The 15,252-nt window shown below is 51.0% G+C and carries 16 protein-coding genes and 1 other annotated feature; of the genes, 11 read left to right on the top strand and 5 right to left on the bottom strand.

Translation table 11 applies throughout. The features are described 5' to 3' along the window. Positions 1 to 299: 299 nt before the first annotated feature. Positions 300 to 551, top strand: a complete 252-nt coding sequence (locus SAQUA_RS11195; RefSeq protein ID WP_380673520.1) for a YciN family protein — start codon at positions 300 to 302, stop codon at positions 549 to 551. Positions 552 to 598: 47 nt separating this feature from the next. On the opposite strand, the gene sohB is transcribed toward SAQUA_RS11195, so the two are convergent. Continuing rightward, entirely contained in the window at positions 599 to 1,645 is a 1,047-nt protein-coding gene (gene sohB, locus SAQUA_RS11190) for a protease SohB (RefSeq protein WP_380673519.1), read from the bottom strand. Between the two features lie 345 nt (positions 1,646 to 1,990). On the opposite strand from sohB, the gene SAQUA_RS11185 reads away from it, so the two are divergent. After that, entirely contained in the window at positions 1,991 to 2,752 is a 762-nt protein-coding gene (locus SAQUA_RS11185; protein WP_380673518.1) for a YciK family oxidoreductase, read from the top strand. Between the two features lie 12 nt (positions 2,753 to 2,764). Then, positions 2,765 to 3,355 carry a cob(I)yrinic acid a,c-diamide adenosyltransferase gene (gene cobO, locus SAQUA_RS11180; protein ID WP_380673517.1) on the top strand — a complete coding sequence of 197 codons (591 nt, stop codon included), beginning with the start codon at positions 2,765 to 2,767 and terminating at the stop codon, positions 3,353 to 3,355. Positions 3,356 to 3,398: 43 nt separating this feature from the next. On the opposite strand, the gene rluB is transcribed toward cobO, so the two are convergent. From rluB to SAQUA_RS11165, 3 genes are all read right to left on the bottom strand, one after another. Next, positions 3,399 to 4,304, bottom strand: coding sequence for a 23S rRNA pseudouridine(2605) synthase RluB (gene rluB, locus SAQUA_RS11175; RefSeq protein ID WP_380673516.1), 906 nt, complete (start codon positions 4,302 to 4,304; stop codon positions 3,399 to 3,401). Positions 4,305 to 4,455: 151 nt separating this feature from the next. Beyond that, on the bottom strand, positions 4,456 to 5,076 hold the full coding sequence (locus SAQUA_RS11170) for an L-threonylcarbamoyladenylate synthase (RefSeq protein ID WP_380673515.1): 621 nt from the start codon (positions 5,074 to 5,076) through the stop codon (positions 4,456 to 4,458). 48 nt (positions 5,077 to 5,124) lie between these two features. Further along, positions 5,125 to 6,012, bottom strand: coding sequence for an RNase RNM (locus SAQUA_RS11165; RefSeq protein ID WP_380673514.1), 888 nt, complete (start codon positions 6,010 to 6,012; stop codon positions 5,125 to 5,127). 235 nt (positions 6,013 to 6,247) lie between these two features. Further along, positions 6,248 to 6,352, top strand: a sequence feature (Trp leader region). 24 nt (positions 6,353 to 6,376) lie between these two features. On the opposite strand from SAQUA_RS11165, the gene SAQUA_RS11160 reads away from it, so the two are divergent. From SAQUA_RS11160 to trpA, 6 genes are read left to right on the top strand one after another with little or no spacing between them, the layout of a single operon-like run. Then, positions 6,377 to 7,939, top strand: coding sequence for an anthranilate synthase component 1 (locus SAQUA_RS11160; RefSeq protein WP_380673513.1), 1,563 nt, complete (start codon positions 6,377 to 6,379; stop codon positions 7,937 to 7,939). Next, positions 7,939 to 8,520 carry a glutamine amidotransferase-related protein gene (locus SAQUA_RS11155; RefSeq protein WP_380673512.1) on the top strand — a complete coding sequence of 194 codons (582 nt, stop codon included), beginning with the start codon at positions 7,939 to 7,941 and terminating at the stop codon, positions 8,518 to 8,520. The genes SAQUA_RS11160 and SAQUA_RS11155 overlap by 1 nt, the downstream gene beginning before the upstream one ends. A gap of 16 nt (positions 8,521 to 8,536) precedes the next feature. Continuing rightward, on the top strand, positions 8,537 to 9,535 hold the full coding sequence (trpD, locus tag SAQUA_RS11150) for an anthranilate phosphoribosyltransferase (RefSeq protein ID WP_404413206.1): 999 nt from the start codon (positions 8,537 to 8,539) through the stop codon (positions 9,533 to 9,535). 3 nt (positions 9,536 to 9,538) lie between these two features. Beyond that, a complete protein-coding gene (gene trpCF, locus SAQUA_RS11145; protein WP_380673647.1) occupies positions 9,539 to 10,900 on the top strand; it encodes a bifunctional indole-3-glycerol-phosphate synthase TrpC/phosphoribosylanthranilate isomerase TrpF in 1,362 nt (453 codons plus the stop codon). 35 nt (positions 10,901 to 10,935) lie between these two features. Then, entirely contained in the window at positions 10,936 to 12,129 is a 1,194-nt protein-coding gene (gene trpB / locus SAQUA_RS11140; RefSeq protein WP_380673646.1) for a tryptophan synthase subunit beta, read from the top strand. Then, the gene (gene trpA / locus SAQUA_RS11135) at positions 12,129 to 12,935 is read left to right on the top strand and encodes a tryptophan synthase subunit alpha (RefSeq protein ID WP_380673645.1); all 807 of its coding nucleotides are present in this window, start codon (positions 12,129 to 12,131) and stop codon (positions 12,933 to 12,935) included. Before trpB ends, trpA begins: the two co-directional genes overlap by 1 nt. Before the next feature lie 132 nt (positions 12,936 to 13,067). Here trpA and ompW read toward each other — a convergent pair whose 3' ends face one another. Then, positions 13,068 to 13,712, bottom strand: a complete 645-nt coding sequence (gene ompW / locus SAQUA_RS11130; RefSeq protein WP_380673511.1) for an outer membrane protein OmpW — start codon at positions 13,710 to 13,712, stop codon at positions 13,068 to 13,070. A 284-nt stretch (positions 13,713 to 13,996) separates the two neighbouring features. Between ompW and SAQUA_RS11125 the strand changes: the two genes are divergently transcribed. Both SAQUA_RS11125 and SAQUA_RS11120 read left to right on the top strand, forming a co-directional pair. Continuing rightward, the gene (locus tag SAQUA_RS11125) at positions 13,997 to 14,437 is read left to right on the top strand and encodes a YkgJ family cysteine cluster protein (protein WP_380673510.1); all 441 of its coding nucleotides are present in this window, start codon (positions 13,997 to 13,999) and stop codon (positions 14,435 to 14,437) included. Between the two features lie 32 nt (positions 14,438 to 14,469). Continuing rightward, complete coding sequence (locus tag SAQUA_RS11120; protein ID WP_380673509.1) at positions 14,470 to 15,222, top strand: YciC family protein; 753 nt, start codon at positions 14,470 to 14,472, stop codon at positions 15,220 to 15,222. Positions 15,223 to 15,252 lie beyond the last annotated feature (30 nt).

Raw genomic sequence — 15,252 nt, 5'->3', positions numbered from 1 at the left:
TGCCCAACTGGTCAACCTGAACGCAAGTTGCCGACCTTATTTGCTCAATCCGAACCAACAAACAAGATCATGCTTGGCTTACGCCTGAGCGTAAACAAATGCTTCCACCCGAAGCCACAAAATCCCACACTGTACCTGATAAAAAACGACACGCAACCTAATTAACATGGAAAATCGCATTTCGCCGATAACAGCCAAAATGTCTCCCCATTAAAGATGGTAATTAAACCTTAGTCTGTTTGCCGATAAACGCGAACAAGCGTTAGAATGCGGGCAGATTTTTGTCTGGAGTGGAATAAATGCGAGCCAATACTCAACCGATTGAACGTGAAGCCCTGCTAGTGGAAGCAAATAACATCATCCGTCAACACGAAGATTATATGCACGGAATGTTGGCTACCGATGTTGAACAAAAAGGCAGTGTTCTGGTTTTCCGAGGCGAATTCTTTTTAGATCCTGATGGGTTACCAACGGCAAAGACCACTGCCGTATTTAACATGTTTAAACATCTGGCTCATGTACTTTCTGAAAAATATCATCTGATTGATTGAGCATTGAAACGGGGGCCTAAACCCCCGTACATTGGTCTTTTTACCCGTTAGAGAAGCGGTTTTTCACCACGTTGCCACCAGCTCAACAGCAGACGATCGACACTTTCCGCTGCGCTGCCAGTAAAGCGTTCGATCATGCGTTTACGGCGAGCATAGCGCACACTAATCACTTCATGATTCTCCATCTCGGCAATTAGTAAATCATCACTGGTTCCTACCGCGTCAATCAGCCCTTTGTCTTTTGCTTGCGTACCAAACCAGTGCTCACCGGTTGCCACGCTGTCAATATCCAGTGAAGGGCGTTGCTGGTGAACAAATTGCTTGAACAAGTCATGCGTTTCGTTCAGATCTTCACGGAATTTTTCGCGCCCTTGTTCTGTATTTTCGCCAAACAATGTCAATGTACGTTTAAACTGCCCCGCGGTGTGCAGTTCGACATCGATGTCGTTCTTTTTCAGCAAGCGATGGAAATTGGGGATCTGTGCAACCACACCAATCGACCCGATAATGGCGAATGGTGCCGCCACAATACGATCGGCAACACAGGCCATCATGTAGCCACCGCTGGCAGCAACCTTGTCCACTGCAACCGTCAGGCGGATGCCACCTTTGCGCAAGCGCTCCAGTTGAGAGGCGGCCAGACCATAACCGTGCACAACGCCTCCCGGGCTCTCAAGACGCAATAACACTTCATCTTTGGCTGTGGCAACGGCCAGCACAGCAGATATCTCTTCACGTAGTGAGGTGACTTCATGAGCATCCATACTGCCTTTAAAATCCAGTACGTAAAGGCAAGGCTTGCTTGCCTCTACCGCCCCGGATTTTGCTCGCTGCTTCTTCAGTTTTTCGTCGGCTTTGTTCTGCTTTTTGAACTGCTTGCTCCAGGCTTTTTGTTCTGCATCCCCCATACGTGAAAGGCGCATTTCACGTTGCATTTCACGATATTGTTCACCCAGATCGGTTAGTTGCAGTTCCCCTTTCTGCTGGGCCTTCCGTTGCCCCAGGCTTACCGCCAGTAACCCCAGGGCCCCAATAGCAATCACCACCGTGGCAACTTTGGCCAGAAACAGGCCATAAACAGATATAAACTCCACAGATCCCGCCTTAATTTACAGTTTGTTAGTGTGACTTGGTTTATTTTAACCAATCCGCATTGCTGCTGTCGCGGCCAAATGAAAACTCCTTGTTTACTTGCCAACCAACGGTAGCAATCAAGTCAATCAATCTATTTTTTCTGTTACATAAGAATACGCGATTCTGCAGGCTAACCATTGAAAATGCACTCTGTTTCAGGCATATAACACTCAATATTAAGCAAGACAGTAAGATTGATTCACAGTGGGAACATTACGGGAGCCGAAGTTGACCGGTAGCCCACTTTCATCTGCGCTTCCTGAGTTAATGGGGCCAGCCAATATGATGTGATGTAAGGAACATCTGTGCTTTACCAACCTAAACACGATCTGCTGAAACAACGTATTATTCTGGTTACTGGAGCGGGTGACGGCATTGGCCGTGAAGCAGCACTGACTTACGCACGTTTTGGTGCGCAACTGGTGTTGTTGGGGCGGACAGAGAGTAAGCTCCAGGCCGTTCAGGCAGAGATTGCCACCAATGGGGGTGCCCCATCTCACATCATTACTCTCGATTTACTGCACACGACTCCTGAACAATGTCAGCAAATAGCCGATGACTTGGCAAACTGCATGCCACGTCTTGACGGTGTTCTACATAATGCGGGCCTGTTAGGCGATATAGCACCAATGGCTGAACTTGCAGTGAGCGTGTGGAACGACGTTATGCAGGTCAACGTTAATGCGACATTCATGTTGACCCAGGCACTACTGCCACTGCTGCTGAAATCCGATGCGGGCTCTCTGGTTTTCACCAGTTCCAGCGTTGGCCGTGTGGGCCGTGCGAATTGGGGAGCTTATGCCGTTTCAAAGTTTGCAACAGAAGGTATGATGCAGGTATTGGCGGACGAGTATAAAAACCTCAATTTGCGGGTAAACTGTATCAATCCTGGTGGAACACGCACTCAAATGCGGGCATCTGCTTTTCCCGATGAGAATAAAGACAAGCTGAAAACCCCCGCTGATATCATGCCGCTTTATCTGTATTTGATGGGAGATGATAGCCGTCAAAAAACCGGTATAAGCTTTGATGCACAACCTAACCGTAAACCCGGCCCAGCCGAATAGGAGCCTTCGAACATGGCGGAAAATCGTCACCAGCAGCGTCAACAGCGCCTGAAACAACAGGTAGATGCCCGCATTGCCGCAGCACAGGAGAGCCGAGGTTTGTTACTGGTCTTTACCGGCAATGGTAAAGGGAAAACCACCGCTGCCTTTGGCACCGTGACACGAGCCGTCGGCCACGGTATGAAGGCTGGCGTGATCCAGTTTATCAAGGGACAGTGGCCGAACGGCGAGAAAAATCTGCTGCAACAGCACGGTGTCGAATTTCAGGTAATGTCCACAGGTTTTACTTGGGAGACTCAGGATAAAGAGAGCGATACCGCCGCCTGCCAAGCGGTTTGGCAGCATGCTAAACGTATGTTGGCCGATAGCAGCCTGGATATGGTTCTGATGGATGAACTGACCTACATGGTGAGCTATGGTTATCTGGAGCTTGAGGAGTTGGTAGAAGCGTTAAATCAGCGGCCTGAACATCAGACGGTGATCATTACCGGACGTGGCTGCCATCGCGACTTGCTGGAACTTGCCGATACGGTAACGGAAATGCGCCCGGTGAAACATGCCTTTGAGGCTGGGATCAAAGCGCAACAGGGTATTGATTGGTAGTAAATGGCCGCGCTCGCTACGCGGGCACGGCCAAGAGAAACACTTAGCTGCGTTTTGAAGATTTTGCCGGTTTGCCGGGCTTGCTAGTCGCTGTACCGCGTCGATTGCCAGATGCAACCTGGCTGTGACGTTTTACTGCGCGGCGGATCTGGTTGGCTTTCACCCGGCGACGCTCACGCTCTACCGGCAATTTGCTGACGGTTTCCGGCTTCAGTTCCACCAACTCGCGCAGATAGTTGATTGCCGGAAGATCGAGTTCCGTCCAACCACCGCGTGGCAATCCTTTCGGCAGGTCGATATCGCCATAGCGAACACGGATCAGACGGCTCACCTGAACACCGACAGCTTCCCACAGGCGACGTACCTCACGGTTACGGCCTTCGGTCAGCGTGACGTTGTACCACTGATTAATCCCCTCACCACCCTGGAAGCTGATGGTACGGAATGCGGCAGGGCCATCCTCCAACTGCACCCCACGGTTCAGCTGTTTTACTTTCTCGTCATCAATCTGACCAAATACGCGCACGGCATATTCACGCTCAACTTCACGGCTTGGGTGCATCAAGCGGTTAGCCAGCTCACCGTCAGTGGTAAACAACAATAGGCCGGAAGTATTCACGTCTAAGCGCCCTACTGCCACCCAACGGGAACCACGCAGCTTAGGCAAGCGATCAAACACCGTCGGGCGGCCCTCAGGATCGCTGCGAGTACACAGCTCACCTTCCGGCTTGTAATAAGCCAGCACGCGGCAAACAGCTTCTTCGGATTCTTTGATCGAGACCACATGGCCATCCATACGAATTTTCATCGCAGGATTCACCTCTACACGGTCACCCAGTTTGGCAATTTTGCCGTCAACGCTGACTCGGCCAGCCTCGATCATGGTTTCTATTTCGCGACGCGAACCGTGGCCGGCACGCGCTAAAACTTTCTGTAACTTTTCGCTCATTGAGCAACCTCTAGTGTCGCCTTCACAGGCGTCGGGGGGACTTTACCGTTCCACCCGCTAAAAGCGTAACGGTAAAGATTATCTCTTGGTAAAAATCAACCGCCCATTATACAGGCTTTATCCTTCGTTGGCACTGACTTCGTCAGGAAGTTCATCGAAATGGAGAAGGATCGCCCGCTCCCTCCCTTACCACTTCCGGTGCCGATTCAGTCAGATCGATAACCGTTGTCGGTTGCTGCCCAAGAAAACCGCCGTGGATCACCAGGTCTACCTGCTTTCCAAGGTGCTCGCTGATCTCTTCCGGATCGGATTCCGCAAAATCGTTGCCCGGCAACATCAGCGTAGTCGACATCATCGGCTCATTCAGGACTTCAAGCAGTGCAAGCGCAATTGGATTAGAAGGCACACGCAGGCCAATAGTCTTACGCTTGTCATTCATCAAACGGCGAGGAACTTCTTTGGTCGCTTTCAGAATAAAGGTGTAATTACCAGGGGTGTTATTTTTGATCAGACGAAATGAAGCGTTATCCACGTGAGCGTACGTCGACAATTCTGACAAATCGCGGCACATCAGGGTGAAATTATGGTTGCCATCCAACTGACGGATACGGCAAATACGTTCCATAGCAGCTTTCTCTTCCAACTTGCAGCCCAACGCATAACCAGAGTCTGTTGGATAGACGATCACACCGCCCTTGCGCAGCACATCCACTGCCTGATTAATCAGACGCGGCTGCGGGTTGTCCGGGTGAATATAAAATAACTGGCTCATCTGTTACTCCTGAATATAATGCTCGCGCATGGCAATGCCCGCGTGAATTCAACATGCTTTAGTCTGTTGGTATTGTGGCCAATCACGCCACACCGGCTCAACGCCAGCGGGCAGCCACAGTTTGCGTCCCAACTCGATCCACGAGCAGGGTTGATGGAAATCGGATCCTTGAGACGCCAGTAATCGATGTTCTTGCGCATATTTTGCCAGCAGAGCGCGCTCATGGGGCGCTTGTTGACATTGTGCCACTTCCATTGCATCCCCGCCGTTTTCAGCAAAATATGCCAGCAACCGCTTAAGCCATTTAGCTGTCAAATCGTAGCGCCCTGGGTGAGCCATAACTGCCTGACCGCCGGATTGGTGAATCACATCAATAGCTTGTTCTATTGTACACCACTGTGGCGGAACGTAGCCGGTTTTCCCTTTAGCAAGATATTTCTTGAATACCTGAGAAAGATTGTCCGCCACACCCAGTTGCACCAAGTGACGCGCAAAATGCCCACGTGTTACCGCCCCCTCGCCAGCCAGTTCTTGTGCCCCAGCATAGGCGTCGGGAATTCGCGCTTTTGCCAGCCTGGCACCGATTTCCCGTGCACGCTCTTGTCGACGCATGGTCTGCTCAACCAACAGTTGACGCAGAGCGGGATGTGTAATTCCGATCCCTAGCCCGATAATGTGGATTTCGTGGTTTTCCCACTGGGTAGAAATCTCTACACCGTTTATCAGTTGCAACGGCAGCGCTAAGGCGTCGATAGTAGCTGCCGCCTCGGCCAACCCTTCGGTTGTGTCATGATCGGTGATCGCCAGCACACCAACACGCATATCTACCGCACGCTGCACCAACTGGCTGGGTGTCAAATAGCCGTCTGACGCTGTCGTGTGGCTGTGAAGATCGTATAGGGTAAAAGCAGAGGATTGTGGGCTGCTGTCTGTCAAAAGGAATATCCTGCGGTGACTTGGTCTTTTATCATAACCGTTATGACTCACCGGACGGAAATCTATTCTACCGAAGCCGTATTTAAGTAGCCTCTTTCACGCTATCCACTAACGTATTGTGCAAAAAGAGGGTTGACTTTAATCTCGCGAACCAGTTAACTAGTACATAAGTTCACGGCAGTTGCCGTGTTGGATGACATACAGAGAGCCTATGATGACCAAGCAAACTTCTCTTCTTCGTTGGTGGCGTACCTCCCAAAACTGGGCGGTGTAATCACGCATACCTGTCAACTGACACTGCAGATTGCTCAAGCCCGCTCATGATAGCGGGTTTTTTTTGGACAAGATTTGACTGGAACCACCGATGATGAACAACAAGCCACAACTCAAATTACTCACCGCCCAAGCCGGTTACCGCAGTGACACTACAGCAATTTTCCATCAGCTGTGCGGTGCCCGCCCGGCCACTCTGTTGTTAGACTCGGCGGAAATCAACAGCAAGCAGAACCTGAAAAGCCTTCTGATTGTCGACAGCGCCCTGCGCATTACCGCGCTAGGTCATAAAGTCGACATTCAGGCGTTAACAGTTAATGGTGCAACATTACTGCCACTGTTGGATGAAGCACTGCCCCACGAAGTGCAGATTCAAGTGCGCCCTAATGGCCGTGAATTAACTTTCCCTGCCATTGATGCAATACAGGATGAAGATACACGTCTGCGTTCGCTGTCTGTCTTTGATGCACTAAGAACTCTGCTGACACTGGTAGATGCACCGCTTGAGCAGCGCGAAGCCATGCTACTTGGCGGCCTGTTTGCCTATGATCTGGTTGCAGGATTTGAAGATTTACCTGAGCTACGTCATGACCAACGCTGCCCCGATTTCTGTTTCTATCTGGCAGAAACACTGTTGATACTGGATCACCAGCGCGGCGTTGCCCATTTGCAGGCCAGCGTTTTTACCGGCGAAGCCACAGAAACGGTAAGGTTGCAGCAACGCCTTGAACAGCTTCAGACCCAATTACAGCAGGCACCGCAAGCTATCCCGCAGCAGAAATTGGCAGATATGCAGTTGAGCTGCAACCAGAGTGATGAGGAATACGGCGCAGTGGTCAGCCACTTGCAACAGGCAATCCGCCAGGGCGAAATTTTCCAGGTCGTTCCTTCACGCCGTTTTTCTCTGCCTTGCCCAACTCCTTTAGCGGCTTACCAAACGTTGAAGGAGAACAATCCAAGCCCTTATATGTTCTTTATGCAAGATAACGAGTTCACTCTGTTCGGTGCCTCACCGGAAAGTGCGTTGAAATATGACGCGACCACCCGCCAGATTGAAATCTACCCGATTGCCGGAACACGGCCACGTGGCCGCCGCGCAGATGGCTCTTTGGATCCCGATCTTGACAGTCGCATCGAACTGGAAATGCGCACTGACCAAAAAGAGCTGGCGGAGCATTTGATGCTGGTCGATCTTGCGCGTAACGATCTGGCCCGTATCTGTAAAGCTGGCAGCCGCTATGTTGCCGACCTGACTAAAGTCGACCGCTACTCTTTCGTGATGCACCTTGTCTCTCGAGTCGTTGGTAAGTTGCGTGCCGATCTCGATGTTCTGCACGCCTATCAGGCCTGTATGAATATGGGCACGCTGAGCGGTGCGCCGAAAGTACGTGCCATGCAGTTGATTGCCGCCTCTGAAGGTTCACGTCGCGGCAGCTACGGTGGTGCCGTAGGGTATTTCACCGCACATGGTGATTTAGATACCTGTATCGTCATCCGTTCTGCCTATGTTGAGGATGGTATTGCCACCGTTCAAGCTGGGGCCGGAGTGGTGTTGGATTCCATTCCTCAGGCTGAAGCTGATGAAACGTTCAATAAGGCACGTGCCGTGCTGCGAGCCATCGCCAGCGCGCATCAGGCCAAGGAGGTGTTCTAATGGCCGATATCTTATTGCTCGATAACGTTGATTCATTTACTTACAACCTGGTCGATCAACTGCGCAGCAGCGGGCATCAAGTGGTTATTTACCGTAACCAGATTGCTGCCGATGTCATCATTGAACGCCTTCAACAAATGGAACAGCCGGTATTAATGCTGTCGCCAGGCCCAGGTACGCCGGCTCAAGCAGGATGTATGCCCGAGTTACTACAACGCTTACGCGGCCAGATGCCTATCATCGGTATCTGTCTTGGTCACCAGGCTATTGTTGAAGCCTATGGTGGCCACGTGGGTCAGGCTGGCGAAATCCTGCATGGCAAAGCCTCATCTATTACCCACGATGGCGCAGGTATGTTTGCCGGGATGACCAACCCGTTGCCTGTAGCCCGTTATCACTCACTGGTGGGGAGCAACATTCCTGCAGAATTGACCGTCAATGCCCGTTTCGGCGAAATGGTGATGGCGGTCCGTCATGAACAACACCGTGTATGCGGTTTCCAGTTCCACCCAGAATCGATTCTGACGACCCAAGGCGCACGTTTGCTCGAGCAGACTTTGGCCTGGGCGCTGGCGAAATAATTAAGGATAAATAATGATGCAACCTATTCTTGAAAAGCTGTATCGCGCAGAGTCGATGGATCAGCAAGAGAGCCAGCAACTGTTCAGCGCCATTGTGCGTGGTGAGCTGGAACACAGCCAATTGGCAGCCGCGTTGATCAGCATGAAGATCCGCGGTGAATGCCCGGAGGAGATCGCTGGGGCGGCTAAAGCGTTATTGGCCGATGCTCTGCCATTCCCACGCCCTGATTATGCCTTTGCTGATATCGTTGGTACCGGCGGTGACGGCACCAACAGTATTAATATTTCTACAGCCAGTGCCTTTGTTGCAGCCGCTTGTGGGGCAAAGATCGCCAAGCACGGTAACCGCAGCGTTTCCAGTCGTTCGGGTTCCTCCGATCTTCTGGCAGCCTTCGGCATTAAGCTGGACCTGCCAGCGGAAGTTTCCCGCCAAGCATTAGACGATCTTGGCGTTTGTTTCCTGTTCGCGCCGCAATACCACACGGGTTTCCGTCACGCTATGCCGGTGCGCCAACAGTTGAAAACCCGTACGGTGTTCAACGTGCTCGGGCCATTGATTAACCCGGCTCGCCCGCCGTTGGCATTGATTGGGGTCTACAGCCCTGAGTTGGTACTGCCTATCGCTCAGACGCTGCGAGCCTTGGGTTATGAACGTGCAGCAGTGGTTCACGGTGGTGGCATGGATGAAGTCGCCATTCATACCACAACACATGTAGCAGAGCTGAATCATGGCGAAATCGAGAGCTATCAGTTGACGCCCAAATCTTTCGGCCTTGACAGCCACCCGCTGGAATCGTTGCTGGGTGGCTCGCCGGAAGAAAATCGTGACATTCTGGCTGGCTTGTTACAAGGTAAAGGCGAGCGAGCTCATGCCGCAGCCGTCGCCGCCAACGTTGCTCTGTTGTTGAAACTATTCGGACAAGAAGACCTGCGCCATAACGCGCAGCAGGCATTGGATATGATCTACAGTGGCCAGGCTTATCAGCGTGTCACTGCTTTGGCAGCAAGAGGATAAATGATGCAGGAAACCGTGCTCAACAAGATTGTTCGTGATAAAGCGCTATGGGTCGCAGCACGAAGCCAACAACAGCCGCTGGCGAGTTTTCAACATAAAGTCACACCTAGCACCCGTGATTTTTATCATGCCCTGCAAGGTGACAAAACAGCATTTATTCTTGAATGTAAAAAAGCGTCGCCTTCCAAGGGATTGATCCGTGAGAATTTTGATCCGGTTGAAATCGCCTCGATCTACAAAGATTTCGCCTCGGCGATTTCGGTATTAACCGATGAAAAGTATTTTCAGGGCAGCTTCGATTTTCTGCCACTGGTGAGCCAAGCCGTCCACCAGCCGGTTTTGTGTAAAGACTTTATCATCGATCCCTATCAAATCTATCTGGCGCGCCATTACCAGGCCGATGCCATTCTGTTAATGCTCTCGGTATTAAATGACGAGCAGTACCGCCAATTGGCTGCCGTCGCACGCAGCCTGAATATGGGGGTGCTGACCGAAGTCATCAGCATTGATGAACTACAGCGTGCGGTACAACTTGAAGCACGTGTCATCGGTATCAACAACCGTGATTTGCGCGATCTTTCTATTGATCTGGATCGCACACGTACTCTTGCTCCTCTCATCCCGCAGGGCGTGACGGTAATCAGCGAGTCCGGCATTAACAATTACGCTCAGATCCGTGAGCTCAGCCGCTATGCCAATGGTTTTCTGATTGGTAGCGCCTTAATGTCGGAGAATAATTTGCGCAGTGCGGTCCGCCGCGTGATCCTCGGGGATAATAAAGTATGCGGCCTTACCAGAGCACAGGATGCCGCCGCCGCCTATCAGGCTGGTGCCAATTACGGCGGTTTGATTTTCGTTGATCGTTCACCCCGGTATGTTGATATTGCCCATGCGAGAGAAGTGATTTCCGGCGCGCCATTGAAATACGTTGGCGTATTTTCTGATGCCCAATTGAATAGCGTTGTTCAGACTGCAGTATCTCTTGGCCTGTATGCCGTGCAGTTACATGGCTCTGAAGATCAGAACTACATCGACAGATTACGGGCTGAACTTCCCGCCCACTGCCAGATCTGGAAAGCATTAAGCGTGAAGGGGCATCTGCCAGCACGCGATCTGAAGTCTGTCGATCGTTACCTGCTGGATAACGGTGCAGGTGGCACGGGGATGCAATTTGATTGGTCACTGTTGCAGGGGCAATTACTGGACAACGTGATGCTGGCTGGCGGTTTGGGTGCAGACAACTGTATGGATGCTGCTCGCCTCGGTTGTGCTGGACTCGATTTTAACTCCGGCGTAGAGAGTCAACCTGGCATCAAAGATCCCGCACGTTTGGCTGCGGTCTTTCAAGCCCTGCGCACCTACTGATTGCGAACACAATTTAACGGATAATAACGGGAAAAATAATGACGCTGCTTAACCCCTACTTCGGCGAATTTGGTGGTCAGTATGTGCCACAAATATTGATGCCGGCACTGAAACAACTCGAAGAAGCCTTTGTTAGCGCCCAGCGTGACCCTGAGTTTCAGGCAGAGTTTATCGATCTGCTGAAAAACTACGCCGGGAGACCAACGGCACTCACGTTGTGTAAAAACCTGACCGCTGGAACAAAAACCAAGCTCTATCTCAAGCGCGAAGATCTGCTTCACGGCGGTGCACATAAAACTAACCAGGTTTTAGGGCAGGCTTTGCTGGCCAAACGCATGGGCAAAACAGAGATCATTGCTGAAACCGGCGCTGGTCAACATGGCGTTGCTTCAGCACTCGCCTGCGCACTACTTGGCCTGAAATGTCGTATCTATATGGGCGCTAAAGACATTGAGCGCCAGTCACCCAATGTGTTCCGTATGCGACTGATGGGCGCCGAAGTGATCCCGGTACACAGTGGTTCTTCCACGTTGAAAGATGCGTGTAATGAAGCACTGCGCGACTGGTCTGGTACCTATGAAAAAGCCCACTACATGCTGGGAACCGCCGCTGGCCCCCACCCCTTCCCGACCATCGTGCGCGAGTTCCAACGGATGATCGGCGAAGAAACCAAAGCACAAATGCTGGAGCGTGAAGGCCGCCTGCCGGATGCTGTTCTGGCCTGCGTCGGTGGTGGTTCCAACGCAATCGGTATGTTTGCCGACTTTATTGATGATACCAGCGTTGGCCTGATTGGTGTTGAGCCCGCAGGCCTGGGTATTGAAACCGGCCAACATGGTGCACCGTTGAAGCATGGTCACGTGGGTATCTACTTCGGTATGAAATCGCCGATGATGCAAACTTCTGAAGGACAAATTGAGGAGTCTTATTCAATTTCCGCCGGTCTGGATTTTCCTTCCGTTGGCCCACAGCACGCCTACCTGAACAGTATCGGGCGCGCAGAATACGTATCCATTACCGATGATGAAGCCTTGGAGGCGTTCAAAGCACTTTCTCGCCACGAAGGGATTATTCCTGCGCTCGAGTCTTCACATGCCTTGGCGCATGCGCTGAAAATGATCCGTGAAACGCCACAGAAAGAACAGATCCTGGTGGTTAACCTGTCTGGTCGCGGCGACAAAGATATATTTACCGTTCACGATATTTTGAAAGCTCGGGGAGAGATGTGATGGATCGTTATCAGCAACTGTTCAAACGGTTGGAAAACAATAAAGAAGGCGCATTCGTTCCATTTGTGACACTGGGCGATCCGAACCCGACGCTCTCTTTGCAGATTATTGACACGCTGGTGGAGAACGGAGCAGATGCATTGGAGTTGGGGATCCCGTTCTCAGACCCCTTGGCTGATGGTCCAACCATTCAGAGCGCGACACTGAGAGCTTTTGCCTCCGGTGTCACGCCAACACACTGTTTTGAAATGCTGGCAGCCATTCGCCAAAAGCACCCCACGATTCCAATCGGTCTGCTGATGTATGCGAACCTGGTATTCCACCGGGGTATCGACGCTTTTTATCAGCGTTGCGCCGAGGTTGGGGTTGATTCGGTACTGATTGCTGACGTTCCATTTGAAGAGTCTGCACCGTTTCGTGCAGCGGCATCTCGCCACGCGATTGCGCCTATCTATATTTGCCCACCTAATGCAGAAGAGGATTTACTGCGCGAGATCTCTTCCCATGGCCGCGGCTACACCTACCTGCTCTCCCGCGCTGGAGTAACCGGTACCGAAAGCCGCGCGCAACTGCCAATTCATCATTTGGTGAATAAACTGCGCGAATATCATGCGGCACCCGCGTTACAGGGCTTTGGAATCTCTGAGCCTTCGCAGGTAAAAGATGCGCTAGCAGCAGGAGCTGCGGGAGCTATCTCTGGTTCGGCAATCGTTAAAATCATTGAGCACAACCTCTCGCAACCTGCTGAGATGCTGGCTAAACTCGGTAAGTTTGTTCGTGAAATGAAAGCCGCCACTCACTCTTAAGTCAAGCTGGCTTTAACCGGGTACACATTGCTGTATCCGGGAATATTTTTAGGTGGGTTTCCGAGCGGTAGAAAGCGATATGCTATTAAGTAGTAAGGCGCCAAACGGCGCCTTACTGTTAGACCGGGTAAATCAGAAACGATAACCCGCACCAAACATGAATACAAACGGATCCAGACGGGTATCGATACTTTGGCTAGGTGCGCCAGCAACATCGAAACGTACTTTGGTTTCGATATTCATCCACCATACTGACATGTTCAACATCCAATTCTCGTCAAGGTTGTAATCCAGCCCCGCCTGGCCGGCAACACCCCACGAATTCTTCAGGTCAAGATTGCTCAGACCGACACTCTTGCCGTAGTCGTTGAATTTTTCATTGAAGAACATGGTGTAGTTCAAACCAATGCCCAGGTAGGGACGCAGCTTGTCCTGTTTTTCACCAAAGTAGTACTGCGCCATCAGCGTTGGTGGCAAATGCTCCACCGTTGCAATATTACCGCTGACGCCTGAGCCATTCAAAGAGACTTTATGGCGGAATGGCGTTGCGGCTAATAATTCAACGCCGATGTTGTCAGTCACCATGTAGCCGAAAGTCAGGCCTAACTGGGTATTGTTATTCGCGTTGAAAGAGCCTTGATTCAGCACATCGTCTGAACCCGCATTAGGACGCACTGTTGCAGTACCAGCCCGGAACAGGAAATCCCCTTCCTGATGTGCACTTGCCAACATGGGGGCCATCATAGCCCCTAATACCACCAGAGTTGTCTTTTTCATTATCCATTCCATTTGTGTGGTTTACAGTCTCGACGAATATACCCATAAACAGGTATTTATGATCCAATCGAGATCACATCTTATGTGTAAAAATTTAAATTCCTACTAAAAACAAGGATACTTAAGCCACTAATAAATCAAGAATTGATTTGAATCAAAAAAGGCATTTATTGCCAAAGTGGTACAGGCTTAAATTTCAGTTGCTAAAAAAACACCACTCAGTAATTTGGTATTTCATTTTAGTTTTGGTTGGTGGCCGGTTAAGGAGTCGGTGGACAATCAAGATGAGCGAAATTCACAATCTCTGTATCAGTTGCGGCGCATGTTGCAGTTACTTTCGAGTTTCATTTTATTGGGCCGAAGCGGAAGATGGCGGAGGTAGCGTTCCTCTATCTTTTACCGAACCATTGAGCCCTTTCTTGCGCTGTATGCAGGGGACCAATAGCAGGTCCCCGCGCTGTAAAGCACTGACGGGCGAGATCGGCAAGGCTGTCTCCTGTTCTATCTATCACTACCGGCCAAGCCCGTGCCGTAAGTTCGAACAGTCCGGGGTAAATGGCTTACGTAATGAAGCCTGTGACCGAGCACGTGAGAGATTCCACTTACCACCATTACCGGTTCCTCCGCCATTAACACTGCCAGAAACGATAATTGCTGAAGATATCAGCGCTATGCAACGTGCGGGGTGCCACAGCGGCGCGGAACAAGGTACAATCCCCCACTGATTTATCTCTGTTCTCGACGCCAAGGAGTCTCCATGCCTATCACGGCCAACACATTGTACCGTGACAGTTTTAACTTTTTCCGTAATCAGGTTGCCAGCATCCTGTTGTTGGCGCTGCTGACAGCGTTTATTTCTGTACTGCTCAACCAGGCTTTCAGCCCGGATATTGAACAGCTAAAGATTCTGAGTGCGACGGAAAGTGATTTGACCTCAACCGCCGGTATGGGGATCCAGGAAATCATTCAGCAAATGACACCGGAGCAGCAGATAGTTTTGCTGAAAGTGTCTGCCGCTGCGACCTTTTCTGCATTGGTAGGTAACATGTTGCTGGTAGGTGGAATGCTGACGTTAATTCGTCTGGTTTCTGAAGGCCAACGGACCAGTGCATTGCGTGCTATAGGCATCTCTGCCCCACTATTGCCACGTTTGTTGCTGTTGCTGTTTATCTGCACACTGCTGATTCAACTGGGCCTGACGCTGTTTATCGTGCCCGGCGTGATCTTGGCAATCTCGTTCTCATTGGCGCCAGTAATCTCTGTTGCTGATGGAAAAGGCGTATTCGCTTCTCTCAAGTTAAGCTGCAAGCTAGCTTTTGCAAATGCGAGAGTGATCGTTCCAGCAATGATGCTCTGGTTGGCTGCCAAACTGCTGATACTGTTTATGGTCAGCCATCTGTCGGTGTTGACTCCCAACGTTGCCAGCGTGGTACTAACTGCGTTAAGCAATCTGGTTTCAGCTCTGTTGCTGATTTATCTGTTCCGCCTTTATATGTTGTTACGCGTCTAAACCGTCGCTTAATAGGTAAAGGGCACGCTT

Origin of the sequence: Serratia aquatilis, assembly GCF_044865145.1 — a bacterium.
Classification (GTDB): Bacteria; Pseudomonadota; Gammaproteobacteria; order Enterobacterales; family Enterobacteriaceae; genus Chania; species Chania aquatilis.
This window is presented reverse-complemented; position numbering and strand designations above follow the sequence as displayed.

Excerpts from the sequence above, each read along its gene's own strand:
- SAQUA_RS11195 (WP_380673520.1), top strand. The coding sequence starts at position 300 with ATGCGAGCCAATACTCAACCGATTGAACGTGAAGCCCTGCTAGTGGAA.
- cobO (WP_380673517.1), top strand. The coding sequence starts at position 2,765 with ATGGCGGAAAATCGTCACCAGCAGCGTCAACAGCGCCTGAAACAACAG.
- rluB (WP_380673516.1), bottom strand. The coding sequence starts at position 4,304 with ATGAGCGAAAAGTTACAGAAAGTTTTAGCGCGTGCCGGCCACGGTTCG.
- SAQUA_RS11170 (WP_380673515.1), bottom strand. The coding sequence starts at position 5,076 with ATGAGCCAGTTATTTTATATTCACCCGGACAACCCGCAGCCGCGTCTG.
- SAQUA_RS11160 (WP_380673513.1), top strand. The coding sequence starts at position 6,377 with ATGATGAACAACAAGCCACAACTCAAATTACTCACCGCCCAAGCCGGT.
- SAQUA_RS11155 (WP_380673512.1), top strand. The coding sequence starts at position 7,939 with ATGGCCGATATCTTATTGCTCGATAACGTTGATTCATTTACTTACAAC.
- trpD (WP_404413206.1), top strand. The coding sequence starts at position 8,537 with ATGCAACCTATTCTTGAAAAGCTGTATCGCGCAGAGTCGATGGATCAG.
- trpCF (WP_380673647.1), top strand. The coding sequence starts at position 9,539 with ATGCAGGAAACCGTGCTCAACAAGATTGTTCGTGATAAAGCGCTATGG.
- trpA (WP_380673645.1), top strand. The coding sequence starts at position 12,129 with ATGGATCGTTATCAGCAACTGTTCAAACGGTTGGAAAACAATAAAGAA.
- ompW (WP_380673511.1), bottom strand. The coding sequence starts at position 13,712 with ATGAAAAAGACAACTCTGGTGGTATTAGGGGCTATGATGGCCCCCATG.
- SAQUA_RS11125 (WP_380673510.1), top strand. The coding sequence starts at position 13,997 with ATGAGCGAAATTCACAATCTCTGTATCAGTTGCGGCGCATGTTGCAGT.
- SAQUA_RS11120 (WP_380673509.1), top strand. The coding sequence starts at position 14,470 with ATGCCTATCACGGCCAACACATTGTACCGTGACAGTTTTAACTTTTTC.